26 protein-coding genes are annotated in these 26,493 nt (G+C 65.4%); 3 read left to right on the forward strand and 23 right to left on the reverse strand.

Annotation, left to right across the window (positions count from 1 at the left end; genetic code table 11):
- Window positions 1–89: 89 nt before the first annotated feature.
- The 17 genes from G9272_RS25020 to G9272_RS25100 form a co-directional block, all read right to left on the reverse strand.
- Window positions 90–1,793 carry a hypothetical protein gene (locus G9272_RS25020; RefSeq protein ID WP_171398636.1) on the reverse strand — a complete coding sequence of 568 codons (1,704 nt, stop codon included), beginning with the start codon at window positions 1,791–1,793 and terminating at the stop codon, window positions 90–92.
- Between the two features lie 137 nt (window positions 1,794–1,930).
- The gene (locus G9272_RS25025) at window positions 1,931–3,286 is read right to left on the reverse strand and encodes a tyrosine-type recombinase/integrase (protein WP_171398637.1); all 1,356 of its coding nucleotides are present in this window, start codon (window positions 3,284–3,286) and stop codon (window positions 1,931–1,933) included.
- A gap of 93 nt (window positions 3,287–3,379) precedes the next feature.
- Entirely contained in the window at window positions 3,380–3,583 is a 204-nt protein-coding gene (locus G9272_RS25030; protein ID WP_171398638.1) for a helix-turn-helix domain-containing protein, read from the reverse strand.
- A 135-nt stretch (window positions 3,584–3,718) separates the two neighbouring features.
- Window positions 3,719–4,975: a DUF3631 domain-containing protein gene (locus G9272_RS25035; protein WP_171398639.1), complete on the reverse strand. Its 1,257-nt coding sequence runs from the start codon at window positions 4,973–4,975 to the stop codon at window positions 3,719–3,721.
- A complete protein-coding gene (locus G9272_RS25040; protein WP_171398640.1) occupies window positions 4,972–5,406 on the reverse strand; it encodes a hypothetical protein in 435 nt (144 codons plus the stop codon). The genes G9272_RS25035 and G9272_RS25040 overlap by 4 nt, the downstream gene beginning before the upstream one ends.
- The gene (locus G9272_RS25045) at window positions 5,403–6,311 is read right to left on the reverse strand and encodes a bifunctional DNA primase/polymerase (RefSeq protein WP_171402161.1); all 909 of its coding nucleotides are present in this window, start codon (window positions 6,309–6,311) and stop codon (window positions 5,403–5,405) included. Before G9272_RS25045 ends, G9272_RS25040 begins: the two co-directional genes overlap by 4 nt.
- Window positions 6,312–6,340: 29 nt before the next feature.
- The gene (locus tag G9272_RS25050) at window positions 6,341–7,444 is read right to left on the reverse strand and encodes a DNA cytosine methyltransferase (protein ID WP_171398641.1); all 1,104 of its coding nucleotides are present in this window, start codon (window positions 7,442–7,444) and stop codon (window positions 6,341–6,343) included.
- An 89-nt stretch (window positions 7,445–7,533) separates the two neighbouring features.
- A complete protein-coding gene (gene ssb / locus G9272_RS25055; RefSeq protein ID WP_171398642.1) occupies window positions 7,534–7,989 on the reverse strand; it encodes a single-stranded DNA-binding protein in 456 nt (151 codons plus the stop codon).
- Between the two features lie 23 nt (window positions 7,990–8,012).
- Window positions 8,013–8,321 (reverse strand): hypothetical protein, encoded by a 309-nt coding sequence (locus G9272_RS25060; protein WP_437184301.1) that lies wholly within the window; start codon window positions 8,319–8,321, stop codon window positions 8,013–8,015.
- Window positions 8,318–8,485: a hypothetical protein gene (locus G9272_RS25065; protein WP_171398643.1), complete on the reverse strand. Its 168-nt coding sequence runs from the start codon at window positions 8,483–8,485 to the stop codon at window positions 8,318–8,320. Before G9272_RS25065 ends, G9272_RS25060 begins: the two co-directional genes overlap by 4 nt.
- Window positions 8,486–8,502: 17 nt before the next feature.
- Window positions 8,503–8,811, reverse strand: a complete 309-nt coding sequence (locus tag G9272_RS25070; protein ID WP_171398644.1) for a hypothetical protein — start codon at window positions 8,809–8,811, stop codon at window positions 8,503–8,505.
- 230 nt (window positions 8,812–9,041) lie between these two features.
- Window positions 9,042–11,228, reverse strand: coding sequence for a hypothetical protein (locus tag G9272_RS25075; protein WP_437184302.1), 2,187 nt, complete (start codon window positions 11,226–11,228; stop codon window positions 9,042–9,044).
- 2 nt (window positions 11,229–11,230) lie between these two features.
- Complete coding sequence (locus tag G9272_RS25080; protein WP_171398645.1) at window positions 11,231–12,775, reverse strand: hypothetical protein; 1,545 nt, start codon at window positions 12,773–12,775, stop codon at window positions 11,231–11,233.
- Between the two features lie 271 nt (window positions 12,776–13,046).
- Window positions 13,047–14,099: a hypothetical protein gene (locus G9272_RS25085; RefSeq protein ID WP_171398646.1), complete on the reverse strand. Its 1,053-nt coding sequence runs from the start codon at window positions 14,097–14,099 to the stop codon at window positions 13,047–13,049.
- 4 nt (window positions 14,100–14,103) lie between these two features.
- Window positions 14,104–14,517, reverse strand: coding sequence for an RRQRL motif-containing zinc-binding protein (locus tag G9272_RS25090; protein WP_171398647.1), 414 nt, complete (start codon window positions 14,515–14,517; stop codon window positions 14,104–14,106).
- Window positions 14,517–14,846: a hypothetical protein gene (locus tag G9272_RS25095; RefSeq protein WP_171398648.1), complete on the reverse strand. Its 330-nt coding sequence runs from the start codon at window positions 14,844–14,846 to the stop codon at window positions 14,517–14,519. The genes G9272_RS25090 and G9272_RS25095 overlap by 1 nt, the downstream gene beginning before the upstream one ends.
- Entirely contained in the window at window positions 14,843–15,136 is a 294-nt protein-coding gene (locus G9272_RS25100; RefSeq protein ID WP_171398649.1) for a hypothetical protein, read from the reverse strand. The genes G9272_RS25095 and G9272_RS25100 overlap by 4 nt, the downstream gene beginning before the upstream one ends.
- Window positions 15,137–15,890: 754 nt before the next feature.
- Between G9272_RS25100 and G9272_RS25105 the strand changes: the two genes are divergently transcribed.
- Window positions 15,891–16,616, forward strand: a complete 726-nt coding sequence (locus G9272_RS25105; protein ID WP_253267939.1) for an XRE family transcriptional regulator — start codon at window positions 15,891–15,893, stop codon at window positions 16,614–16,616.
- Between the two features lie 3 nt (window positions 16,617–16,619).
- Window positions 16,620–17,093 (forward strand): NUDIX domain-containing protein, encoded by a 474-nt coding sequence (locus G9272_RS25110; RefSeq protein WP_171398651.1) that lies wholly within the window; start codon window positions 16,620–16,622, stop codon window positions 17,091–17,093.
- Here the strand turns inward: G9272_RS25110 and G9272_RS25115 are convergent.
- The 5 genes from G9272_RS25115 to G9272_RS25135 all read right to left on the reverse strand — a co-directional run bounded on the left by G9272_RS25115 (window position 17,081) and on the right by G9272_RS25135 (window position 22,091).
- Window positions 17,081–17,647: an HD domain-containing protein gene (locus tag G9272_RS25115; protein WP_171398652.1), complete on the reverse strand. Its 567-nt coding sequence runs from the start codon at window positions 17,645–17,647 to the stop codon at window positions 17,081–17,083. The two genes, G9272_RS25110 and G9272_RS25115, sit on opposite strands and share 13 nt — an antisense overlap.
- A 1-nt stretch (window position 17,648) precedes the next feature.
- Window positions 17,649–18,029, reverse strand: a complete 381-nt coding sequence (locus G9272_RS25120; RefSeq protein ID WP_367398584.1) for a GntR family transcriptional regulator — start codon at window positions 18,027–18,029, stop codon at window positions 17,649–17,651.
- Window positions 18,030–18,383: 354 nt separating this feature from the next.
- Complete coding sequence (locus G9272_RS25125) at window positions 18,384–20,483, reverse strand: ATP-binding protein (protein WP_171398654.1); 2,100 nt, start codon at window positions 20,481–20,483, stop codon at window positions 18,384–18,386.
- Window positions 20,484–20,500: 17 nt separating this feature from the next.
- Entirely contained in the window at window positions 20,501–21,052 is a 552-nt protein-coding gene (locus tag G9272_RS25130) for an ABC-three component system middle component 2 (protein WP_171398655.1), read from the reverse strand.
- Window positions 21,045–22,091: a serine/threonine protein kinase gene (locus tag G9272_RS25135; protein ID WP_171398656.1), complete on the reverse strand. Its 1,047-nt coding sequence runs from the start codon at window positions 22,089–22,091 to the stop codon at window positions 21,045–21,047. The genes G9272_RS25130 and G9272_RS25135 overlap by 8 nt, the downstream gene beginning before the upstream one ends.
- A gap of 296 nt (window positions 22,092–22,387) precedes the next feature.
- Between G9272_RS25135 and G9272_RS25140 the strand changes: the two genes are divergently transcribed.
- Window positions 22,388–23,137: a hypothetical protein gene (locus G9272_RS25140; RefSeq protein ID WP_253267940.1), complete on the forward strand. Its 750-nt coding sequence runs from the start codon at window positions 22,388–22,390 to the stop codon at window positions 23,135–23,137.
- Between the two features lie 161 nt (window positions 23,138–23,298).
- Here the strand turns inward: G9272_RS25140 and G9272_RS25145 are convergent, their stop codons facing one another.
- Window positions 23,299–26,262, reverse strand: coding sequence for an ATP-dependent helicase (locus G9272_RS25145; protein ID WP_171398657.1), 2,964 nt, complete (start codon window positions 26,260–26,262; stop codon window positions 23,299–23,301).
- Window positions 26,263–26,493 lie beyond the last annotated feature (231 nt).

The following is a 26,493-nucleotide window of genomic DNA, read 5'->3' on the forward strand; positions in this document are numbered from 1 at the left end:
GCGCAGGCGTCGACCGTCGCGTTCTGCGCGTCGTAGAGGATGAGCGGCCTGGGGGCCATGCCCCTACGTTGTCTCGACTACGAGCCCAGCTAAATTTGGAGATCACGCCTTCGATCACGCGCCTGATCTCTGTAGTAGTTCAGGTCATTAATCAATCCATTTTGGTGCCACGTATACGGGTCCAGTAGCGCATCATGCTTGAACCATCCAGGAATCTGCCTCTCCGTCACTTTATCGTCATGTTTTGGGAAACCGCGCAAACTTCGATCGGCCAGCACTGTGAGATCGAAGTGCGGAAAGAAAGCAAGTACCCCTGAAATGTTACTAAGGATCAGTTGCATCTCCCTCGGACTGCGACGGTCGATTGCCGGATGCAAGAGGACCAGAAAGGTAATCTTTGCGCCTACAAGCCCTGCTGAGAGGGACACATTTGCCCCATGGCTGTGTGCGAATACAGTGTCAAACTCCTTGATCTTAGTTCCTGGATGGGGTACGACATTGGCGGCTAGCCATTGCTCAAGTTTGAATCCGGCGCCTCGTCGTTCCTTCTTCTTCCACTTTGCACTCCATCGGAAATATCCCGGACCATCGTATAGATCGGTACTAACGTGCTGCTTGATGAATTGGAAAAAATCGCCCTCCGGACGCCACCAGATTCCATTTGCAGCCCAGGTGCCATGGACGATTGTGCTCGTGTGTGCAGGCTCTGCGGTATCACAGTTCGACTGGGGATCAATAAAATTTTGCAATACTTCGTGATCTTCCTCGTGCCTCCCCAAGGCGCTGGCAGAGATCATCTGAACGGTATGGGAGTCACTTCGGCAGCCTTGGATCAGGTGCTCCCTCATATCTCCCTCGAGATCGTCTAGCAGCCAAGAGAGCTGCGATGCGGAGGAGATGCGCACTAGCTCACTGGGGGAGAGTAGTCCAGAATAGAGCAGGGCTGTCGCAGCCTCTGACGAAACACCATTCTGATTCAGATAAGACTCTTCCCAGAGCTGGGACTGAATGGTGGAGAGTTCACCTGCGCGGGCCAGAGGTTCCTCTCGGACTGAGAGGAACGTTTCCAGCAGACCCAGCTTTTCGAAAGCGATTCTAGCTTGCGGCCACGGATCGCCACGCTTGAGTGATTCAAGGCGCGGAATTAGCAGAGTGCGTGCATCGTCCTCCCATTCATTGAGTACGTTGTGATGCCCACTCAGTTGAACTCCCACACCAATAAGTTGTGCTGCCTGAGCCCAATGCGCAGCTTCCGATGAATGCCAGAAGGCCTCATCTCCGGGGATGGGAGACGAAATCAATGATTCTTCGCTATCGCGATCATCTTTCCTCGTGGCGCCTCCTTTAAATTTCACCGCTCCCGAGGCGGGTAGCGGTTTCCGAGGTAGTGAGCCCCTGAGGTCAACGGCGTAGTGAACGTCGGAAAAATGAGCCTTAATTTTATTTGCCATTTCAGTACTCAAGTCCGCGGGGGCGCTCGCCAATTCGGGACCAGACAAGATCATTCCTCTCCCGTAGGGAACGGAAATTGTGCCATCAGGTCGAATGTGAGCGTCGTGAATGGGAACTAGCTTCCAAAGGGAGGGTTTTCTAGGGCCGCGTGTATGCCTGGCCACGGCTGCAACGCTGACTACATCAGACTCTGTGCCTGAGCCGGTGAAGACGAAATCGACCCTTCCAACGCTCTGCCCGTCAAAGGAAACAACCCGACTTCCAAGGTAGCCCTCAGTGCTGATCTTCGTACCATGCTTCCTACTTTTCGCAGGCTCATTGCGTTGAATGCTGTGGTCCATAGCGCCTCCCTCAGGTCCCTTGGCTCCTAATGTCACCTTGAGGGTCGCCGTGCAGATCCCGCCAGCGGCAGTAGACCAATCGAGCCCACTACGCACGTAGAAAGGTCCGGCCCAGGCAATGCCTGAGCCGGACTGTTTCAGCGGACGCGGCGACGTCGCCGCGCGCGTGCTGCTCGGTTGTCGGTGGTCTCGGTTGCGGGAGGTTCTGCCTGTGGCATGAAGGTGTCCCCCATACGGCGCATCGCGTCCTTGGAGAGGTGGGATCTTCCCTGCACGTAACGCCGGGTCTGGCTGATCTGCGTGTGCCGCAGGATCTCCATGATCGTGGGCATGTCGACCCCAAGTTCGTTCAGGATCGTGCCAGCGGTGTGACGGCTTCCGTCGTACAGGCGGCGGTCGTCGATCTCGGCTTCGGCCAACAGCTCTTTGAACTCCTCCCAATCCTGCCGGGGGTCGAGCGGACGGCCGTCTACGCGGGTGAAGACCAGGTGGTGTTCCTGCCAGGCGGCCCCAGCTGCGTCGCGCGCTGTCGCCTGCTGCGCCCTGTGCTCGCGCAGGTAGGGGATGAACGGCGGCGGGATGGGGACGGCGTTCCGGCTCTTCTTCGTCTTGGGCCGGGTGAAGACGAGACCGCCGTTCTTGCGGTCGGGGCACGCGCGGGCGTGCCCCACACAGTCCTTCAGGCACGGCTTCGGGCACCCGCGCTTGTAGCCCTTGTGCGTCGTGCACTCCGGCGGGCACGGCTCGAACCGGTGGAACTTGGCGCCGCACCCGTGCGGGTCCTTGCAGCCGTGCCGCCAGGTAAGGCGCTGTAGCTGCCACTCGGGACGGAACAGTTCGTTGCCGAAGTCGACGTATGGCCACCTGAGACCGAGCGTCTCGCCCTGGCGGAAGCCCATGCCGACTCCGACGCACCATCGCATGAAGGTGGGGCGCCTGGCGGCGGCCTCCAGGAACGCCTTTGCCTCTTCGGTAGTGAAGGGGTTTGCTTCGGTCTCGTCGACCGTGGGCGGGTCTACGAGGGTGGCCACGTTCTCGACAATGAGGCGCCGGCGGTGCGCGATTTTGAGGGCGCGCGACAGGATGCGGTGCACCTTCAGCACGTGGGACGGCGCGTGACCCTCATCAAGCATGACGCGGTACATCCGCTCCAGGTGTTCCGGCTGGAGCTTGTCGAGACGGTGTTTGCCGATGCCAGGGATGATGTCGTTCCTGGTCTTGGACCAGTAGTCATCCAGGGAGCGCGGCTTGAGCTTCAAGGACGCGATATCCGTGAGGTACGTGGTCATCCACTGCTCTACGGTCGGCTTGCGCCCCGCCTTGGGGGCGCGTCCCTTGTCCCGCAGGTCCTCCAACTCGCGGACCTTGCGCTTCACTTCGGTTTCCGTCCGGGCCCGGCGGTGGCGCCGGTCGTAGCTGCCATCGTCCTTGACACCCATGGTGACGCGCCCGTGCCACCAGCCGTCGTTGCCCTCGTAGATGGACGACTCCATGTTCGACTTCTTGGGGCGGGGGCTCAATGTTCTCCTCCATGCAAGAGGCGCCCCCGGACGCGTCGTCCGGGGGCGCCTCGACTGTGCGCAGGGTCAGTTGGGAAGCGGGGCGAGACCGGCCACGTAGGTCTCAAGGTCCGTCCGCCGTATACGGCGGGAACGGCCCAGCTTGATGTAGGTCAGAACTCCGTCCGCCATCAGCTCGTAGAGAGTCGAACGGCCGATGGCGAGCGCTTCGGCGGCCTCTTCCGGCGTGTAGAGAAGCCGGTCGACAGGCGCGGCGACGACTGTGCTCATCCGGGGGTCTCCTCGGTCGGGGCTGTTCGTGCTCGGTCCTTCTCCCAGATCCGCTACATCCGCTGCATCCGCTACAGCGCAGGTCAGGGGCCTGCTTTCTGTAGCGGATGCGTAGCGTGTAGCGGATTGGTGCCGTTACGGCGCGGGGGCGGCGGTGGTCGACGGCGTAGCGGTTTCGTCGGGCGTGTAGCGGATTCCCGGAAGCGCTTCCGCTACGGATTCACCCCCGTTGACCTGCGATGTAGCGGACGTAGCGGATGTAGCGGACTTTGAAGGGGGCGGGGCGCAGTACCGGGCCCACGCGTCCGCGAGATCCTCGGCGTAGTAGCCGCGCGGGACCGTGCCCGCCGCCGTACGGATCGGGCGGGGCTTGATGGGCTTGTTGGCGCCGGTCATGTACTGGCTGAGCAACCGGGCCAGTCCGCGAGGGGTGAGCGGCTTCCCCCCGATGTCGACCCATGGCGCGTCGTCCATCCTGGTCAGGCACTCCAGGATGGCGGCGGTCGGCATGCGGTCGATGCCGTAAAGGACCGTGTCCCGCAGGTCGGTGAGCAGGCGGATACCGAGGGAGGCTTCGTCGTCCTCACTCGCGGCGGTCACCAACTCGACACAGGCGGCCCGCGCGCGTGCCGGCCACTCTCCGCCGGCCGCTTCGGCGACGGCGAGCAGGGGTTCCCACACGTCCGCGGGGCGGTCCGTGACGCCGTCCGGCATGGTCGGCCACGCACCCTCTACCGTGGCGCGGACGGCATCGGCCCACTTGGCGAGCCGGTCACGGAGCGCGCGGCCCTCCTTCTCGTGGATGCGCTGCCGGAAGGGCTCCACTCGCTCGTTCCGGGCCCGACGGCGCATCCGGATGATGACCGAGCGGGTCAGGATCGTGTCCGGCAGCGAGCCGAGACCGGCCATGGCGACCGCGCAGTACGAGGGGAACGGCTGAACGCTCTGGTTCGAGCCGTCGCCCACGCACCTGTAGGTGACACCGGAGCGGCGGTGTCCGGCGTTGAGGAACCCGCGCAACTCCTCGTTGTCCCCTGCCTTGGGACCGAAGACGGTGTCGATCTCGTCGAAGAGGATCGTCGGGCGCCCGTCCGCCCCGGAGACCGCGCGGAAGAGGGCGGCGGCGGACGCGTTGACGGCCACCATGGGCTGCGGAACGAGGGTTTCCACGATCTCCAGCGCGCGGGACTTGCCCGATCCCGGCTCCGGGGAAAGGAACGCGATCCGGGGCGTGGAGTCGAAGCAGTCGAGCAGGTGGGCGTGGGCGTCCCACAGGGCGACGGCGACGTAGGCGGCTTCGGTGGGGAAGACGTTGAAGCGGCGGTGGAACGCTTCGACCTCGTCGAGCAGGGCGGCGCCGTCGATGGACGGAGCGGGCGCAGTGTGGGTCATGCGGCGTTCCTCCTTTCGGTGTGCAGGGCGGGTGCGCCGGCGCAGGCCTCTTTGTGGGCGTCGTATTCGGCGACCAGCGTGGCGACGGCGTGTTGTCCGGTGGCTGTGCCGGTCTGCCCGCAGGTGCAGGCGTAGGCGGCGTTGGGGGTGTCGCCGTAGCGCTTGGACCAGCGGGCGCCGTCGTAGTGGTGGCGGTAGACCGGCGGGGCGTAGATGCGGATCCCCGGCCGGTCCGGCGTCGGGTCCTCTGCACTGCTGCACGTGGGGCCGGGTGGGTGCTGTTCGGTGGGAAGGGCTGAAAGAACGCCCTGACGGGCGGCCTTCCTTCGGCCGCCCTCGCGAGCCGGGGGTGTCGTCGTGTCGGCGGTGTCCGGCTGGTCGGCGGTGTCGGGATGGCTTTTCAGGGCTGGGCGGGCGGGGGAGGTGGTCATGCCGTCTCCCGCGGTCGGCACGTGCGGATGGACCAGTCCAGGGCGCTGCGGATGGTGGCGCGGCACTCGGCCGCCGGCAGTCCGGCCGCCTCGCCGGCCGCCTGAAAAGCCTCCTCCACCCCGGTCCGGGGAATCTCGCCCCATGCGACGAAGCGGCCCAGGGCGCGGGCGCCCGCCAGCAGCCGTGTGTTGCGGCCGCCCTCCGACGTGCCCCGGACTGCGGCCGTCTCGCGCTCCAGGGCCACTTGGGCTGCCCGTGTGCCGTCGCGTACCGGCGTGACGGACATGGACTTGGCGGGCCGCGGCACCTCGACCAGCAGGGCGGTGAGCCAGGGCGGTAGTGCGGCCACGGGGGTGTCGTCGAGAACCTCGTAGGCGCCCTGGGGGGTGGTGCTGCCGGGGGCGACGACGTAGCCGCCCCATGCGCGGGTGTCGATGTGCGCTCCGAGCCGGTTGGCGCTGTTGCGGAGCTGCCCACCGGGCGAGGCGGTGAAGTACAGGTGGTGCCCTCCGCTAGGGGTCCGCACCTGGTATGTGGCCGGGAGGGTCTGGCCGGCGCGCTCGCAGAGCGCCTGTAAAGAAGCGGCGCCGTCAGGCGCTCCTTCTGGCTCTTCCGGCTTGCACACATCCAGGTCGACGACGACCAGGCCGGCCGGACCGGTCGCAATCCCGACGTTGTACGGCCGCCGCGCCCATGCCGCCTGGATCAGGTGGGGGTCGGTGGTGGCGCGTTGCTCGGGGGTGCGGTGTCCGCCCTCGCAGCGCCCGGTGAGGGGGCAGGAGCGTTCGGGGTGTCCGGCGGGCCGCTTGGTTCCGGGGTGCAGGGGGATGACGGGCCAGTCGCGTTCGGCGGAGCACAGTGCGGCGGCGAGCAGGTGCAGGTGACCGAGGTCGACGGTGGGCATGTCGAGCACGTTGATGAGCGGGATGCCGTTCATGCTGCGGCCCTCCCGTCCCGCCGCGCGGTCGTGTCGGCTCCGAGGAGGAGTCCGTAGGCGTGGTGAGCCTGTTGGGGCACGACCCCGTTGCCGAGGATCTTGAGCTGTTCCTTTCGGGGGATGCCGGGAACGGCGGTCACCCACCCGGCGGGCAGACCCATCAGCCATTCCGTGAACGCCGGGGACAGGCGGCGGTTGTCGCGGGTTCCCGGCTCGGTCGGGCACGGCGCCGCCCGTCCGGTGACGTGCTCCCACCGTCGGACGGCGGGCCCGTAGTCAGTGCCGTCGCTGGCGATCCACCGTGCGTCCAGCCGGACCGGCCCACCAGACTGCGTGTGCGTGCCGGCGAGGAGGTTGACGGCGATCTCGTTGAGCGGGCGGGCGTTGCGTCCGAGGAGGTTCGAGGCGCCGGACTTCCAGTCCCGTGCGGCGGGGGTGGGTAGCAGGCTCACTCCGGGGGTGCGGGCAACCTCGTCACGGCGGTGCGCAGGTTCAACCCGCCCCGTCGTTTCGGGCTGGTGCCGGGGCCGCCAGTGCCGTCCGAGGTAGTGGGGGTCGGCATCAGCGGGATGGGCAACTGCGAACCAGCGGTCGCGTTCGTGCGGGGCGCCGACTTCGGGGCCACCAGCTCGTAGACATGTCCAGCGCGCGTCATACCCGAGCGCGGCCAGGTCCGCGGCGACGACGTCCAGCCCCCGCGAGCGGAGCGCCGCCACGTTTTCCAGGAACACGAGACGCGGTCGAACGACGCCCACAGCCTCAGCGACGTTCTTCCAGACGCGCGACCACTGGCCATTGATCCCGTCCCTTCGTCCGGCGTTGGAGATGTTGCGGCAGGGGAAACCGGCGGCGACCACGTCCGGCCGGTACAGGTCGCGGACCTGGTGCCAGTCCAGAGCGGTGATGTCTCCGAGGTTCGGCGTGTTCGGGTGGTGGGCGGCGAACACGGCCGCGGCGTGCGGGTCGTTCTCGGCGAACGCGACGGGCGCGCCGGCGGTCCCGGCGTGGATCGCCCTTTCGAGTCCGCCGTAGCCGGCGCACAGCGCCACGATGCGGGGTGGCGAGCCGGGGGCTCGCCGGATGTCGGTGCGTTGGGTCATGCTGGATGTCTCCAGTTCCGTGATGGGTGACTGGCTGACAAGGGCGGCCCCGGTTCTTTGGCGAGATGCGGGGGCCGCCCTTGGCGTAGCTAGAACGGGGGTTCGGCGTCGGTCCCGTTGGCCGTGGTGCTGCCGGTCGTGGCCCATGCGTCGTCCCCGGCGGGAGCGGTGCGGGCCGGGCGCTTGCCGTTGATGGTCACCGTGGTGAAGCGCAGGGACGCGCCGATCTCGTCGACCTCAACGGCGAGCATGGAGCGGTTCTCGCCCTCCGGGGTCTTCCAGTCGTGCTGACGGATCCGGCCGGACAGCACCACCCGCGAGCCCTTGCTCAGCGAGTCGGCGACGTGTTCGGCGAGCGTGCGCCAGGCGGCGCAGCGGAAGAACGTGGACGTGCCGTCCTTCCACTGGTTCGAGTCGCGGTCGAAGGTGCGCGGGGTGGCGGCGACGGTGAAGCGGGCGAGTGCGGCGCCGCCCTCGGTGAACTTCAGTTCCGGGTCGGCGGTCAGGTTGCCGACGATGGTGATCGGGGTCTCTCCGAAGGACATGCTGATCTCCTGGTCTGGTCGGGTCAGAACGGGGGTTCGTTGCTGTAGTCGTCGGAGCCCCACGGGTCGCGGCCGTTGCCGTGTCGGCGCAGCCACCGGGGGCGGCGGGGCAGGGGAAGGAGGACCATGCGGCGGTTCTCGTTCCAGCAGTGGCAGGGCTCCCACTCGGTGCCCGCGTATTCGCCGGTTTCGTAGTCGCCGTAGTCGTGCTCGATGCCGCCGTCGCCGGCGCAGTCCGGGCAGTCGGGGGCGGGGGTGTCGGTCAGGACCAGCGCGCGGCGCGGCCAGCCGGTGACGCGGATGCGCAGGCGAGGCAGGGCACGGCGGCTCATGCGGCGTGCTCCTGCTTCGCTTCGGTGTCGTCGGCCATGGCGTCGAACTGCAAGAGCAGGTTTCCGAGTTGGCGGCGGGTGATGTCTCGGCTGTAGAGGGTGGGCAGGCCGTCGTTGTCCCAGGTCAGTTCGACCGTGACGATCTCGTCGGGGTCGATGTCCATGCGGGGTTCCCTTCGGGTCAGTTCTTGGCGCGGGCGAGTTTGAGGGTGATTCCGCCGACGCCGATGGGTCCGGCGGCGCTGGCGATGACGGTGGCGGTGTGGGCGGCGAAGTCGAGCAGGTAGCACAGGGCGGCGACCAGCCCCCAGCCGCCCAGGGTGGCGGCGCCGGCGATCGCGAACGGGTACAGCAGCCGCCGCCACGGGAAGCCGTTGGCGGTGGTGTCGTTGACGACGATGACCACCGGTTGCCCGGTGGCCTGGGCGCGCTGGTAGACGTCGGCGGGGATGTGGGCGGCGATGTTTCCGTGCGGTTCGCGGTGGTGCATGTGGTGCTCCCTTCCGGCGAGCCGATCACGCGCAGGAGCCCACCCGGAACGGTTCCGGGCGGGCTCCTGCTGGTCACAGTGTGTGGTTGTAGTGGTCACTGGCTAGTGGCTACTGGCAAGCGGAAAACACCTGACAGAGGCCCCTGTTGGGCAGTAGAGGGGTGTTCTACCGGCTAGTGGCAAGTTTCCGGTAGCCGGTAGCCGGTAGCCGGTAGCCGTCTGTGAGCGATTCAGGCGTGGTCGGGGTGGACATAGACCGAGTGCGGACCGTTGTCCCGGTAGACCAACTCCCCCCGCTCCGCCGCGGCTTTGAGCGCCTCGCGCACGGCCTGCCGGCTGCGGTTGACGCGGTCGGCGACCGCCGACGGCTTCATGCCCGCCGCGCCCGCTTCGGTGATCGCGGCGATCGCGTCCGCGAGCCAGTCCGGCCCGCTATCCCTGCCCGCCGTCGCCCCCTGCTCCGGGGTGCTGTCGCGGTTGTCGCGCAGGGCGGACAGGTTCAGTCCCGGACGCTGCGGCCGGTCCCGCTCGGGGCGGGAGTGGTCGGGCTCGGTGGTGGTGCCGAAATGTTCGTCGATCTCGCGCATGAACGCGTCCGCGAGGCGGTCGACGTCCGAACCCGCCCCCTGCTCCGGTCCCGACTGCGCGGCGGGCCGGTCGCGCAGCGCGGACAGGTTCAGCCCCCGCCGCGGCTCCCCGACCGCCCCGTCTGCGGGAGCGAGCGGGCTGGGCTCGGGGCTGTGCATCCAAGCGATCCGGTCGGCGTCCCACCGCCGCGCGTACGCCTCTCCTGCCGCCTTGGCGGACACGTCGTCCAGGACGGGGTGACGTTCGGAGGTGGCGGCGACGATCTCGCGGATCTGGCTGGGCAGGATCCGCCAGCACTTGAACAACGCGGCCGGCGACTCCGGAGTGCCCATGAACCCCGCGCCCTTGTACGGGGCCTGGTCGACCTTCAGGCCGCGGGTGCCGGGGAACAGCTTGCTGAGGTCCATGCCCTCCTTCTCCCCGCCAGTCAGCGCGACCCTGACCTTGGCTTCGCGGCGGATCATGAGGTTGCCCAGCACAGCCCCAGTGGAGCCGAGGGCGGTCAGGACGGTGCGGATGCCCATGGCGCGCAGCATCCGGATCACTTCGAGGATCTTCTTGGCGAGTTCCTTCAGCGTCTTGTCGGTGCTGGTGAGGATCTCGGCTCCCTCGTCGATGACCAGCATGACCTGAGGGATCGACGGCCCGACCGGCAACAGGTCGGTGTCCTCACGCGCCATCAGCGCCTGATAGGCGATCTTGCGCTGCTTCCCGACCCGCACCACCGCATCGAGCATGACGTTTGCTTCCTCGACCGTCCCGGCGAGCCAGTCGATACCGGGCCGCATGGGACGCTCACCCTCGCGAGGCTGGTGGTTGAGGGCGGGCAGTACCCACGACAGGCCGGCCGATCCGGCGTTCAGGTCGATCACGAATGTGAGGATGTCGGTGGCGCGGGCGAACCCGGCCAGGATCACGTGAACCATGTTCGTCTTGCCTGACCCGGTCGGCCCGACGACCAGCGCGCACTGTTCCCGCAGGTAAGTCTGGATGTGCTCGGCGTTGGAGCGGTAGCCCCACGGGATCCCCGTGTGCAGGGAGAGCGGAGCGTAGTCCGAGGGGTAGGGCGTCTCGGTCTCCAGCGCGTTGACGGTTGAGACGTCGATCAGGGTGCGGCCCTGGTGGATACCGGGTCCGGCGGTGGCGGTGCAGCCGTGCGGCAGGTGCGCATCAGCCGACAGCCCCGCCGCCCGCGCGGCGATCTGGTCGTAGGTGGTGCCGCCGGGGAGTTCGGCGTCGATTGTGAACCCGGTACCGGTCGGCCAGTGCTCCACTGCCAGCACCCGCACCGTCAGTCCGCACACCCGCTGGATGCGTTCCACCCACTCCTCGGCGATCGCCCGCCGCTCCTGCGACAACTCCAGGGCCACCGCCCGCTCTTCGGCGTGCAGGGCCTCTTCCTCGCGGGCTTCCTCGTAGAGGTTGGTCGAGCGGGTGACGGTGGCCGTGCCCACGCCGATGACGGCGAGGGAGCCGAGCGCCTGCCAGGTGAGGGGGCCGTGGGTCATGGCCCAGGTCGTCCAGCCGGCACCGACGAGCCAGGACGCGGCGCGGGCGGCGATCGTGCGGCCGGCGTTCCTGAGGCGGATGCCGGCGGCGGTGTGGCCGATCGCTCCGGCCGCGCCGACGGCGAGCGCCCAACCGGGCGGCATGGCGGTTGCGGCGCCGGTGGTGGCGACGGCGAACGCGCCGGTGGTGGCGGACAGGGCGCCGGTCACGGGTCCGTGACCGGCCGCCCAATCCCACACCGGACCACCGTTGTGTTCGGCCGGCTGCTGCTTGGACTTGCTGTTCTTGCTGCTGGTCATGGTGGCCTCGGTGGTGGTCATGGTCAGACGTTCCAGCCCTTCTCGGCCGCGGTGCCGTTGCGGGGGTCCTCGTGGCGTGCGATGTCCTGCTCGTGGACCTGCCGGAACAGCGGTACGAGGGTCTCGCCCGCGTCGACCGCGTTCAGCAGGGTGCGGTGGATGTCGTCGAAGCCGGCGGCGACGTCCTTTTCGAAGGCGAACTCGTCGTCGGAGCGTTCGGCCAGGATGCGGAAGGTGTTGGCGATCGACAGTAGCGCCGTGGGCAGGTTGTCGATCATCGCGAGAACTTCCATGTTCCCGTCGGGCTCGTAGGTGCGGGCCGCGTTCTCCATCTCGGCCGCGGCCTCTTCGAACTTGAAACCAGACACGTGAATCTCCTGACCGGCCGTGGGGGCCGTGGGGATGAGGTGGGCGGGACGCGCGACGCGGTCCCCGATCTCGTTCGGGTCTTCCTCGGTGGCGGCCTCTTCCTCGGCCTGCCGCGCCCGGATCGCCGCGTCACGAACGGCACGCTGGGCATGGGCGGCGCCCATGAGCCGCCGGTACAGCCGCCGGCCGGGGTGCATCAGCCACCGCCACCCGAGCTTGCGACCGAGCGGCGTGGTCAGGCACCCGAGCACCCCGGCCGCCCCGGAGACGAGAGCGGCCAGCAGCCGGCGCCCCTGGAAACGGGCCGCGGACTTCAGCAGGCCCCACCGGGCCTTGCGGCGGGCGGGCGCCTTACGCACCTGCGCCCGCTTCGCGCCGACCTGCGCGTCGGTGCTCCGGTCACGCGCCTTACGGGCCTTGTTCACCAGGGCGCGCGTGCCGGACGCGGTCTTACCGCCCGCCCATCCGGCGGCGCGGCCAGCCCAACCCTTCGAGCCGTTGGCCTTGTTGGCGCGGCCAGTGGCTCGGGCGTTGCGGCGCGCGTCCGCGACGGCGCGGCGGGCAGTGGTGGTCTGCTGCCGTGCCGCGGAACGGGTCGGCGCCTGCTCCTTGCCGGTCCGGCGAAGCGCCCGCACCTGCCCGACACGGCCAGCCCCGGTACGCGCCCCCGCCGTGCGGCCAGCGCCCGATGCGCCCGCGGCACGTGACGTGGTGGGGCGTGACGCGTGACGGGCGGTGTGACGGCCGCCCGTGACGGCCGTGCCGCGTAGCGCGCCGGACTTCCCCGCTCCGTTGGGCGGCTTGGAACCGGTACCGCGTCCCCGGCCGCCCGCGGACGTGCCGCCCGTACTGCGGCCCGCAGCAGCGCTGCGGCGGCCGGACGTGCCGGGGTTTGCCTTACGGTGCTCGCGGTTGGTGCGGCGGGCACGGACGGCTGCGGCCGTGCCGAGGACGGCGGCGCCGCCCGCGGCCACCGCCAGCGCCACGGGACCGCCACCCACCAGGGCAACGGTGCTCACCGCGCCGACGGCGCCGTTGGTGCCGGACAGAGCCAGCGGCAGCACCGGGATACCACCCGGCGTATGGACCGGCGTGGGCTGTGCGGCGGAAGCCGGGGGCGTCTCGCGGGGCGGTGCCGGGGTGGGCGGGGGTGCGGTGGCAGCCGGGTGGGCTACCGGTTCGGTGGTGGTCTCGGTCATGCTGAGGGTCACTCCTTCACGGAGGAGAGCAGGACCCGGACGCATTGCTTTCCAGGGCGGCGTCCGGGTTTCTGCGTTGAAAGAAGCGGAGTTCAGGCGGTGTGCTGTCGTGATGTCGGCTCGCCGGGTCTGCTGTCCGGGTCTGCGAGGGTGCCGCTCGCCGGGGCTCTCCGGGTCTGCTTCACTGGTTGCGTCGACTGCTTCCGGCAGTCGCAACGAAGGCCAGCCCACTAGTCCTGGGCTGGCCTTCATTGGTGGTGCCGGGGTGCTGTCAGGTGCCGGATTCCTCGTGGGACATCAGCGAGCCCCATGCCCGGCGCACCCGCTCTTCCCCGCCCACGAAGCCGGCCTCGCGGAACGCGGCGACAGCTTGGCGGTAGGACAGGGGCGGGTCGTCGGAGTAGCGCAGATGCCGCAGGCAGACCACAAGCTGAGCGTCCGTCAGAGGCTCGCCCGCCACCGGGGTGGCGACCCCGGCCACGACGGCGATCTCGTCCAGCGTCACGGGCGTGACGTCGTCCGTCACGGGCGTGACGGGCACGGCCGGGACGGTTTCCAGCGGGGGCGTGACCTGCGTGTCTTCCTCCGTCACGGGGGGCGTGACGGCCGTGACGGCCGCACCCTCGACGGCGGCCGGCTCCGGGGTGGCCGGGGCGTGAAGGGCGGGGGCCGTGACGGGGAGGTGGAACATGCCCGCAAGCGCGGCGTCCGCGCCGGCCGTCATCCGCTCGCGCTGGACATCGACCAGGTGCGCCCCGAGCAGGACGTCACCCGCGCCGACCTTCTTGGCGAGCTTCCACGACTCCACCTCTGAACTCTTGCGCGCCTTCATGTCGGGGTGGTTCGCGGCGCGGGCGCGGTGGTAGGCGAGGCGTTGCAGAACGGCCGCGTTACGGCGCTGCGCTTCCGCGTCCACACCCGTGCAGAAGACCACGATCCGGCGGGCCACCAGGCCCAGCCCCTCGGCGGAGGCAGACATGGCGATCGGTGTCACGGCGAACACCACCGCGTCCCGGGTCGACTGCGCCACCGCCGCGCCGGTCAGGGACGCCACCGCCGGCAGCATCCACAACCCGAGCCGCACGGCCAGAGGGGAGGACTGCCCCAGCGCGGTCAGGGCAACCAGGGTCAGGGCGAGAACCAGCGTTGCGCCCTCACCGGCCGCGACCACACCCAGCGCGGTCGCAGAACGGTGGAACACGGAAGTGATGTTGCTGTAGGTGCCCCACGCGCCCATACCGCCGAAACCGACCATGGGCACCGCGGCGAGACTCAGCAGGATGATCTGTCCCCTGCTCAGGGACCTTTCCGGGGGATGACTCACTGCTTCACTCCTTCTCGGGAATGCCGCCCGATTCGTGCTGGTCAGGCGGCGGCTTGTCGTCGGGGTAGGCGCAAGGGACGCACACCCCGAGCGAGGAGGGAATGACGTAAGCGGCCTCCATGCGGCACTGCGGGCAGGTGCGGCGGGCGCGCATCGCGCACTCCAGCGCCCGGCGCTTCGCCGGCGTCATCGGCCGCACCGGCTTGGCCTTGTCGAGGCAGTAGAGGTAGGCGACCAGCGGCCCGCGCCGGTAGCGCGGTCGCAGCACCTGCGCGGCGATCGGCTGTCCGCCGGGACGCAGGCCGCGGGCCCGTAATTGCCGTCTGGTCGCCAAACCGTCCGGGGCGTACCGCCACGGGTAGGTCGGTATGCCGTGGCGGGCGCCGGTCGGGTCGAAGCACTTTCCCAGCGCCGCCATCAGGCCGGCGCCCCGACCGGCGCCGGGGCGTGCACGTCGCCGTACCCGGTCAGCTCCAGCACGGCGCCCGCGTACTCAGTGGATGCCTTCAGCACGCGCGTGCGGCCGGCACCCTGCTCGCGGTACACCACGGAGTCCGGGACGATGCCCAGCGCGTCGCGCCATGCTTCGAAGGCGGACAGGTCGTCGTGGAACCGCAGCCCCAATTGGTCCGGGTAGACGGTCGACACATCGATCTGCGGGGCGGGCAGGTGCCCGAAGTCCACGGTCAGCAGGCGCAGCACACGCAATGGCGCGGCAAGACCGTCCAGCGTCAGACCCTCGTTCATGCGGCAGCCCCCCGGCGTGCCGGACGGCGACGGGAGGGGCGGGCCAGTGGGACCACGTTGAACAGGTCCGGGTGCTCCTCGACCACCCGCGCGGCCAGGCGGACCAAGTCGTCGGGCAGGCTGCTGAACTCGGGGTCGGTGAGGATGTCGCGGGCCGCATCCAGGCGGGCCGCGCGCTCCTCGTCAGTCTCGCCCTCGACCCCGAGCCACAGTTCAACCGGCGTGCCGAGCGCCAGTTCCGCGAACTCCGACGGGCTGAGCGCCTGATGACCGGCAACGATGCACTTCATGGAAGTCTCTCCTCACAGTGAACGGCTCGAACGCGCCCGGAGGTGCCTCTACGGGGCGCGTGCCGCGGGAAAGAGACCGCACCGGATGCGGTGCGGGTGGGACCTTCGAAAGTCCTCATCAAACGGGCAGGACACCGACGTGAGGCCGGCGTCCTGCCCGCATGACGAGTGACGGGGAAGCCCGTCACTGTCGTCTCGCGGCTCCGTACGCGCCTTGCTCCCTTCGCTTGGCCGGCGCGCGGTCACCGCGGCCACTCAGTCGTCACTCGCTGAGTGGTTGCTCCCTGGATGCCATGGGCTGGGTGCGGCCCAATCAACGGGATCCCCGTGATCCGGTCCCTGGGTCTACGCCCGAGGGTCAGACCAGCGGCTTAGCCGATGACACCGATCGATCCGTGAAGACGACGGACTTTTACGTCTCCCCTGCCGCTCGAACCGCGTGTAAGCGGGTCCGGCGGGGTCCTGCTGCGCATGCGACGTGAAGCCGCCTTCAGCCGAGTTGTTACGTTCGGCCGTTGCAGTACCTGTTTTACAGGTACTGCATGAGGGTCCGTCAAGTACATCGACGGAGCCTCTTGGTCTTCACGCCGGGACTTCTTGGCGCACATTCAGAATCGCCGCAGGTCAAGGGAGTTGGTTACCCCGTGCGTAGACAGCTTGGGGAGTTCTGGCTACGGTCAAGAAGTCCCTAGACGTCCCAACGGGGGTGCAGATGTCGAACGAGCGCTTACGGTCCGCTCTCTTGGCCCGTGGCATGACCGTGCAGAGCCTCGCTGAACAGATCAACGTCAACCCGAAGACAGTCGAACGCTGGATCACGCAGGGCAAGGCGCCCTATCGGCGCCATCAGTACGCGACGGCGGCGGCACTGAGGGTTGACGTCACGACCCTGTGGGACGACGAACGCAACGTCGACAGCGCGGCGGACCTGACCAAAGCCGAGATAGCGGCCGTCTACCCGCATCGGCACACCGTGCCGCCGGGACTGTGGCGAGATCTCTACGGGCGGGCTGAGCGGAACCTGGACGTGCTTGTCTACTCCGGGCTGTTCCTCTCGGAAGATCCGCTGTTCCACGACCTGGTGAGGGCGAAGGTGAAAGCGGGGGCCCAGGTCCGCATTCTGCTCGGAGACCCTGGTTGCGCTGCCGTTCGGCAGCGCGGTATCGACGAGGGTCACCAGATCATGGACGGGAAAATCCGCAATGCCTTAGTGCTGTACCGCCCCCTGATGCGAAGTCACCCAGATGTCGGCTTCAGGCTGCACGAATCGACGCTCTACAACTCCATCTACCGAGCCGATGACGAGATGCTGGTCAACCCGCACGTCTACGGCTTCGGCGCCTACATGGCGCCGGTTCTGCATCTGCGCCGCCTGCCCGGCGGCGGCCTCTTCGACACGTACGCGCATAGCATCGATCACACCTGGGAGAAAGCCCGACCGATCACCGAGCAGGACATAGAGAGCATCACGGGAGTCTGAGTCATGGGACGTATCGACTACCTGCACGACCCTGACGCCCCGCCGGCCAACTCGGTCGTGCCGTCCGTCGTTGCGTTCGTGCAGAATGACGCGGGACAGGTGCTGGTGATTCAGCGTTCCGACAACGGGCGTTGGGCACTGCCCGGCGGCGGCCACGACGTGGGGGAGTCGATCAGCGACACCGTCGTGCGCGAAGTCTGGGAAGAGACCGGAATCAAGGCCGAAGTTGTCGACGTGTCTGGGCTCTACACGGACCCCGGGCACGTGATGCAGTACGACGACGGTGAGGTCCGCCAGCAGTTCAGTATCTGCTTCCGCGCGCGGCCGGTCGGCGGCGAACTCCGTACGAGTAGCGAGACGACTCAGGTCCGATGGGTTGCCCCCTCGGACCTGGCGACGCTGGACGTGCACCCCACGATGCGGCTCCGTATCGAGCACGCCATGGACCGGACGCGCACAGCTCCCTACATCGGCTGACGCTTGGCGGCGGCGACGCGTTCGAGGACGCGGTACGTGCAAGCGAGAATCTCGGGTTCGGCTCGGCGAATGAACGTCCCGATCAGACTGTCTGGCCCGTACCGTCCCGTGATCTCGTTGATGCGGTCGATCGGGTTCGTGGGCGTGCCGTCGGGCGTCGTGTTCATGTCGCAGTAGCAGAGCGCGTCGTTCAGGTGCGCACTCTCGCGGGGGAATTCGCCCTCCAACTCTTCGCGCATGCCGCGCGCTTCCGCCTCCATCCAGGCACAGGAGTGGTGAGCAACCAGGTTGATTACTCGTTCGTCGGCGCCGGCCACGTCCCGGAGGTAGCGAGCACCATCCAGCGGGTGAAACCCCGTCTTGGCCAGGTCCGGCGCGTACCCGATGTCGTGCAGCACCGCCGCGGCCTCCAACAGGTCCGCGTCCTGGTCGAGAACGAGGGCGATCGTGCGCGCTCTCTCGGCGACCCCAAGGCAGTGCTTCCACCGCCGCGGCAGCGGTTCGGCGAGCAGGGACTCAGCCAAGGGATAGGCCCACTCCGTCAACTTCGGCAAGCTAGGAACGCTCCTCTCGTATCGGCAGGGCACGGACCCTCCGCACCTTGCCTTGTCCTCCCCCCGCCAGCACGCCGGCGGATTCCAACTTCTCCAGCGCCTTGGTCACCGTGGGACGTGATACTCCAAACCGCTCGGCCAGTGCGGAAGCGCTGGGGAATGGTTGCCCCACTTCGAGCTTGTCAGCCGTGATGATGTCCGCGATTCGCTGTTCGAGCGGACGCCGGTCTACTAGTCCGCCTGCCCGCACGACGCGCCACCGTCCGCCCGGCGTCGGTTCAGCCACACCTTCCTGCCTCAGCACAGCGAACGCGCGGAGCGCGACCCCCCTCGAGACTGCGTGGTCGCTCATGACCTCAGCGAGGGACGGAAGCTCCGTCATGTCCGGGTCCGCCTCGATCTGAGTCTTCACTGCATCCGCGACCTTCAGGAAGGTCCCCCGAGGGCTGGCCTGCCGCAACACTCGCTCTCCTTACCTTGGTCACCTGACGATAGCTTCTAGGAGTCGCACGCCCTGCGGTCGGCAGCCGCTGCCCATTCGCCGAGCACTCTCCGTTCTGGGGCGGTGCATACCAGCGTAGCGCTGACGTTTCAGGGGCCGCGGCAAGCAAATGCGACCTGCTAGTGCGGCTGAAGGTCCGGGTAGAGGCTCTCAGAGCAGTTCGTGGAGAGCGGCTCTTGCAAAGGGTCTTGTTCGAGGCTCACCAGAGGACGAGTTGGGCAGCCGCTAAAGCGCTCAGGCGTCGTCGATCAGCCCGTACGGTGGCTCGGAAATGGATCCGGAATACTTCACCACAACGGATCTCTCCACAGAGGGCGGAGGGACGTTGTCGACGATGATGATTTGAGCTCCCGCTCCGTCTCCTGAAAGCCAATTTGTCAAGTGCCTGTAGATGCGTCTCACGATTGCTTCCGCAGCAGCTTCCGGGTTCTCCGGGGCGTCTTCTGTAGCCCCGATGAGCCCCTCAGGCGCAAGATTCTTTTGGGGGCTATCGATCATGAGGAACCCGGGATGCCTCCGCTCCTCTTCATAGGCCAGCTCAAAAATGGCCAACTCCCAGGCGAGGGAGATCAGCGTCGTAGCGCCCGAGGAACCTACTCGATCATAACGGATACCGCGAACCCAAGGGATTAGTTGACTGCTGATCTCTGCCTCAGTGAGCTTGGGGTAACCAAAATCCTGGAGGATCGCATGGAAACGGGTTGACAGCTTACTGAGCATATCGCTGCGATCCCGCCTTGCAGCCTCGGCTTCGGCAGCACGACGCCGAGCCTCACTCAGACGAGCAGCAAGCGACTCGACCTCTCGCTCATGTTTTTCCACCGACTCCAACATGCGCTGCTGATTATTCACTTGCTCGATAGCCAACTCAGCATCCGTGACAGCTCGAACGGCAGCCTCGCGCACAGCTAGAAGCGGGGTCACAGCCTCCCGCGTCAAATTATTGAAGCGAGTTTGAAGCTCAACAGCTTCAGTATCAAGGACAACGCTCTTGGAGCGGGCATCCTTGGCTTCGCTAGCAACCGCAGAGATGTAGTCGTTGAGTTCATTTAGGCGCCTCTTTGTGCTGTTGAGCTCCTTTGATACGTCGAAAGTTTCGCCGCTAACCGAGCTGTCGCGGGATCCGTTCGTATCGGAAGCTTCCTTCGCCGATGTCAACGCCTCGTGTTCAAGGTGAGGCACTGCCGAGCGGCAGAGCGTACACTTTCCATTCACGATGCTGACATCGCCCAAACCTGATGCACATGCAGGGCAGACCGTGACACCCAACGGGTCAAAGAGTCTTTTAGCTTCTTTGAGCATCGTGAGCTTCTTGAGGTCATCCGCATATTGGGCGCGCAACGGCGCCAATCTTCTAAGCAACGTTTCGCGCTCTCGCGCTTTGCCGGCGGCCCCTCTGGCTTGCTCTACTTTTTCAAGATAAGCGCGCCTTGCCTCCTCGGCGAAGGATGTCTGTTCTCGGGCCTGATCGTCCACTGTTGAGAGTCGCAAAATAGCTTGGGTTCGCCTTGACTGGGCTTCACCATTTTTGTTCTCAAGCTCTACCGGGCCCGGAACACCTTGCTCGCGGATAAAACGCCGAAGTGCATCGATGCCTTTACGTTCACCTCGCAGCTGCTCTTGAAGCTCAGAGATCTGCCCCGCAAGAACAGTCTGATCTTCGTCAAAAACATCAAAAACAAGATCGATGACTTGACGCAGCTTGATCGCCTTATGCGGGGTAAACTCGAACGCCAAGTTCTTATTATCAAGCCGAGTATTGGTGAGAAACCAAAGGGGAGCCGTGTCGCGGAAGCTGAGTTGATGAGTATTGGAGTCAGGCCTCGTTGGAGCGACACGGAGCTTAATTCCGTCCAAGCCGCAGAGCTGAAGAAGGAACTTCGAGATATTCTCGTTCGCCGATGACTCAGAGGAGACGACGGTGGGAGCGACCTGCTCGATCTCGTCCAGATCCCCAGAGAAGATCAGAACATCTTTGATAGACCCTTCAACGCTGCGCTGGATGAGAAATCGGCGCCTGGTGTACCCAAGCCGCGCAGCATCAGGACCGATCTCGGATTCTTCTTGCTCCAGTTCAACGGGAACGTTTGCCTCAATCGACAACTGAGAGGCTTTGACGGCATCAACCACTTCCGGATGCTGAGGGAAGGTCGAACTGCCAAGACAGTAATCAACGAATTCCAGAATTGTAGTCTTACCGGTACTGATTTCCCCGGCGATCAGACTCAAGGGCTTCCAAGAATCCCCCTCGGCAAAACGAACCTCATAATTCTTTCTGTAACCCAGCAGGCGCAGCCCAAGGATCCTCAATCCTGGACCAGGAGGAATTGTCATGCTTGCTATCTCCTTGTTCAGACGTTGAGTAGATCTAGCATCGCCGGGTCTGCTTGAAGCCATTGGCGACAAAATTCAGGAAGTTTACTGTCGGGTACCTTCCGCACCCGTTTCGCAACCACTTCTACGCTGGTCCTGTACCCCTGCGCATAGATGCTTGATAGTTTGCTGGCCGCGGTTTGGCCCGCATCGCTGATGTGATAGACACGGTGCCCAGCGCTTGTGGTCGGAATGGCGAGTCCGTAAGCGATTAGCAACGCTAGGTCATTTTGTAGACGGCTGCGTCGCGTTACGAATCGATGCCCCGGAGCTGCGTACGTCAAAGGCTTAACAGAGAAGCCAGCCAAGATCAGGTCACGATATTCAGCATCACTCGGCTGGATCACCAGAAACGGGTTTGCGGCAAAAAAATCAAGAACCCCAAGCCTTTCAGCACTCGGAGCTAGATTAGAATTCTTCGCGACCTCTAGGAGGAGTAGCAATTGTGCTAGCCGAAATTCTTCCTGATCTTCAGGCCGGAAGTAGCGATCCGATCCTTCCTTGCCCCGAGACTTCGATCTGCTAGTCATTCTGCTCACCACTCGCGTTTTCGTTTTCGCCATCTACGCTTGTGGTGTTGTTCGTAGGGACTTTATCGGCGTCTACGGATTGCAAGTGTTCCCTCGCGACGTCTCGGTAGTCTCTAGCCCAGCCAGCTCTTCCATCATTGACCCGCTGATGCACCATTCCGAATGTGTGTACCAGTCCGGAGCGAATAGAAGCGGGAAGCTTCGGATGGTGATCGCGTACGGCATCCATGACGTTGACATACAAGTCAACTAGTGGCCCATCGGGGTTAGCCTGACAGGCAACGTTGAATCTTTGGGCCCATAGCGAGCCTAGCTCGGCCTTGGATCGGGAAAGGGCTTCCACCTCTTCGGTTACAGCTTTATCCGTCACTTCATGGCTGAGAATCTCAGCATTGAAGAATTCTTCCTTCGCGTCATCGCATTCGAACATCCCCGCGTGCTCCATTTGACGCACGAAGAGTGCACCTTCATATTGATCAAAATTAGCCAGGGTAACAGTCGGTCGATAGCTTGGGTCAGGCAGTGAAACAGTGGGATTGAAGTAGTAGTTCCTGATGTTGGTGGCGTCCTCGGAAAGAAGCAGCCGGCGCAACTGCACTTGATTCCATAGGGCAATCCTCACGCCGTCGCTTTTTTCCTTCTTCTTTTTCCAGCCCGTCCACCATTTTTCGTTCGGTCCGTCAAGATTTCTAGGCATGCAGAGTGTCCAAGTCGACAGGGTGTAACCTTCACGCTTTGCACACGCCAGAGCTTGCTCGTAGGCGTCACGGATCTGATCTTGCTGAGATTTTCCGAAATCATCAATAAAGTATTTGGATTGCCATACGTTTACATCTCCGTCGACGAGAGATCCAACGTAGGCATCAATGCCCCAGTCCCCGGGGTTTGCGTCCAGTGTGGAAAAGTCGGGATGGATTACACCAACGAGGTCTTGAATCATTTCCTCGAAGTGTGCTCGGGCGCCGTCGACTGAACCAGTCTTGATTTTGAAGAACTCAAAATTAATGGTCCCCATGCCGATTAGTGGCACTTGTGTCATGCAGCCGCCCACCCGTTACTCATATTGGCACCGCGCACCAGCACCGCGTTCTGCCTCCCCGGTGCGCTTGCCTGCCCATCCCTGATCGAAAGTCCATCAATCATGGCACGGTGTCGCTACTTTGTGTAGTGGTGTGAGACTCTCCGTGCCTCACGGCGGGGCTAACCCGGCTACATCACTCTTGACCTGCTGCCGGCGGGTGCGCTGCCCCAACGTCCAAGCGGCCTGTCATACCTCCTCCACCCGCGCGAGGATGGTTGGCACCGTCCCCACACCTTCAAGGGAGTTCCGCCAGCATGACAACTCATCCTGTCGGAGTGACAGGTGTCCCAGGCGAGAGCCTGCCCTTCACTGGAGACAAGGTCCGCAACCCGGACGAACAGCAAATCGAGGGTTTCTACTTCGCCTGGCAAGAGTCCCTGCGCGGCCTGACTGCGGATGCCTCAACACTGGCCCTCTGGCAAGAGCGTCGGTACCGGTTCGCTCACCGGGTTCGACGGGCGCTGCTGGGCGCCTCGTTCGCAGGATCGGCAAGTGTGGTGGGGCCCGTCATCTACGGCATCTACACGGTCGCGGGCCTGTGCTACATCGGCCAGACCCACGAGGCGGAACGCCGCCTCGGCGATCTACCAGTCGGTGAGAGCCACCACGTGGGCAACACGCTTCCTCCCGAATTGTGGGACCGGGTGGTAGTGCTGCGCTGGCCGGCTCTCCTTCCGACGATTCCAACCAAAGAGCGCGCCACGATTGAGGAGATAGGGTACGAAGTCTGCGGTCTAGCCCTTGAGTACGCACTGCAGGTGAAGACTGGGCCCTTGCTGAATATTCGTCGGCGGGACCGAAATGGGGAATGGAGGGCGAGAGACCTGGGTAAGAGCCGTTCACGAGGCGCAGTGCATGCCGCACGCCTTCCGGGCCTGTGTCAGATCGTCCTGGCGACGTGGCATGAACTCGAAGCCGTCCAGATTCCTGACGAGGAGTTCGTTTGGGACACGCAGTCAGGACGGATAGTTCTGCCCGCTCGAATCAGCCGGGCTGCGCGATAACCAGCCACCGTCTTCAGGACTGACTGTCAATCGTCGGGGCCCTCGTTTCCTGTCCAGCGCATTGCACATACGTTGCAGTGTGTCTCCTAGGCCACCGCCCGTATGAGGCTGGAGGGCCGTCGGGTGACGACGGCCCTGGCTTCTCTCTTGCGCTGGCTACCTCAGCATCCTGGTCCGGTCTGTGAAAGCGCGGCGATGTGTCGGAATGTTGTCCCTCCGCGTCCGTCCGGGAGGTGCAGCGGCGGCGGCATGTCTTCGGTGGCAAAGAGCTCCACCTTCTGGGCACAGAGCTGGGCGAAGTCGCAGCTCTCGCACTTCGTTGCAGAAGCACGCTGGGGGAAGTCACCTTCGGTGATGCGGTTGACCGCCCACTCCACATTGGAGACTGCGTCGTCGACGGCTTCCTGGTCGACCGGCACGTCGATCCTCTGGCTGTCCTTGAGGAGATGGACTGCACCTGTCCGGGCGTTGGCGCCATGGACTCGTTCGGCACCCCGGCCGTACAACTGTACCTGGAGCGAAAGGTCTTCCCAGTGGAGATCCGGGTTGTTGACGGGGTCCGGACCGCCCTTCATGGTTTTGAAGTCGATGACCTTGGCGTCCCGGATCTTGTCTGCGTCGTCGACGTGCAGCAGGAGGTCGATGGCTCCGGAGATCACGCCTCCTGCGACCGGGATCTCGAAGGGCAGCTCGACCTGCCGTGTCGTCTCGAAGTCCTCGGCGTAGTCCTTGGCGTAGTCGGCGACGATGTCCGAGGACTTCTGTTTGGCCTGCTCGTAAGCGCCCGGACGGTTGACTGGATCCGAGCTCGGCGAGATGTGCTTCAGGTGAAAGAGCTCTTCCGCGATCGACCGTGCTTCTTCGGACGTGGGCGCACTGCTGTTGCCGTAGGTCTGGTGCAACTTCCCCACTGCGGCGTGCACCGCGCGCCCGAACCCGAAGAGTTCCGGAACGGGGGGCGAGAAGCCATTGACGACACTGAGTTTGTAGGCGTGAGGGCAACGCATGAAGGTGTGGATCTGGGAGTAGGTCGTCGGGAGCACGGATTCGTCGCCCCGCCTGCGAGACGGAGCCGACGGGGATGTCACGAGCGGTGGAGTACCTGCTTCCAGAAGGTCACGCCGGACCTCGGCATGAGTCAGGCGGGCCGCGAACGGAGAGACCCGCGCCGTGCGCTTGCCGCCGGGAAGTTGCGCGGAACCAGTGACATACAGGTAGCGCTCAGCGCGGGTGATCGCCGTGTAGAAGAGGCGGGCCTCGCCGGCTGTGCCGGTCTGGTACGACCCGTTGTCGAGCGCCTGTTGGATTAGAGTCGACGGAATCCACCCGTCGTAGCTGTACCGGCGGCCGGGGAAGCGGTTGGCCTCGACATCGACGACGAAGACCACAGGGAACTCCAGCCCCTTGGCCTTGTGGACCGTCGACACAGACACAGCGTCGGGCCGAGTCATCATCTGCCTGTCGGTGTCGTAACCAGTGCCGGCCACGTTGTTCAGGAAGTTGAGGAGCTCTCCGAAACGCGACTTGGTGTCGATGGAGACGTAGACCGACTCTACGTCCTGCATGATGCGGCTGAAGGTCCCAAGGTCCGTCATAACACCGTCATCGAAGCCGCTGTCGGCGACGTTCAAGGCTTCCAACAGGTCGTGCAAGAGCTGCTGCGGAAAGAGGCGCTGGCGGGGAACCCCCGGGGCGACGGGCATGTGGATGCGCCGACCCCAATCGGCGAAGACACGCCGGACCCGGTTGAGGTCAGCCAACTTGAATGCGGTCGATAGTTCGGAGTGGAAGAGGTGGTCGACCTGGCTTCGGTCCGGGGTGCTGTGCCGCATCAACTCGAAGGCGTTGCGGAGCGCGGCGGGCTGGGCTCGATCGAAGAGCTGCCCACCGGCGTCCAGGTCGTAGACGATGTCCTGGGCGTCGAGTGCATCGACGAAGGCGGTGTGACGCTTCGTCTTGTCCTGCTCCTCGGTGTTCGTCGAGCGCATGAGGATGGCGAAGTCCGCGGGGGTGAGTCCCCGGCGGGTGCCGTCGGGCTCTTCGTACTCCGTGCCGAGAAGGCTCTTGATCCGGTCGGCGACGAAGGCGGCTTCCGCCTGCCTGTCGGGGAACTGCTGAACGACGAACTCCCGCGGGCTGTGGTTCGCATGCGCTCTCAGCACCTTCGGCAGGCGCATTGCGCCCACTTCTTGCGCGATGAAGTCCCCCGCCGCCTCAACGATTGCGGACGTGGAACGGAAGTTGGTGAGCAGCTTGTGTACCGAGGCGTTCGGGTATCGCTTGTCGAACTCCAAGATGTTCGTCACGTCCGCGCCGCGAAATCCGTAGATCGCCTGGTCGTCATCGCCCACGACGAACAGGGTCTCGGAGTGCTGATGCATGAGCGCGATGAGCCGCTCCTGCACCACGTTTACGTCCTGGTACTCATCAACGAGGACGTGGCGAAGTGGAGCGAGCGCCTCCACGGCTCCGGAGTCGCCGGACTCAAGCGCCTCGACGACGAGCCGCTGCATCAGCGAGAAGTCGATGAAGTGGTCCTTCTCCATGTTGGACCGGAGGCGTTCCAGAGCGGCCCCGAGCTCAGGGTCCTCGGCCACGACCTGGTCGGGGTCAAGCAGTTCGTCGTTCATCATCTGCCACGCGCGACTGAGCTGCTTGAGGGATTCGAAGTACCCGCGGCGATCGCCCTTGGCGGTGGGGCGGGCATCACGCAGCGCGTGGACCCCGAGCTTGGGGTAGCGCGAGATCAGATAGACCCGGAACTGCATCTCGTCCAATACGTCGAACTGACGGTACCGGGCGTCCATGTCTCCGAGGACACGGCGACACCACGCATGGATGGTTCCGATGTACATGCCCCCGACCAGAAGCGGATCCAGGCCACACTCCTGGAGGGCAGATGCAACCCGGGTCTTGATCTGTTCCCCCGCCTTCTCGGTGAAGGTGAAGGCCACGATCGACTCGGGGGGCGCCCCGGAGGCGACGCGATGGGCGACCCTTCCGGCGAGCGCACGGGACTTGCCGGATCCTGCGCCGGCCAGAGCCAGGACCTCCGGCTCCGGAGCCACAGCAGCGGCGTACTGCTCCGGCGTGAGCCAGTTCCTGAGCGACTTCTCGATCTCCAAGTCGGAGCCCTCCCAATGGTGCCGTTCCACTACGGAACAGACTGCCAGGTGGGTCTGACAATGGGCCGGTATCAGACGGGACTTGCCGCTCAGCTGAGGTCACGAGGCCAGGGGGCGGGGTCCTAGGCGCCTGTCTTGGAGTGGTCTCATTCGTGGTCTCAAGCTGGCTACGTTCCGTGGACGTCCGCCCCAGTACCTTGACGTCCTCGGGGGCCGCTGACCTGCGACGCG

This window comes from Streptomyces asoensis (assembly GCF_013085465.1).
Taxonomy (GTDB): Bacteria; Actinomycetota; Actinomycetes; order Streptomycetales; family Streptomycetaceae; genus Streptomyces; species Streptomyces cacaoi_A.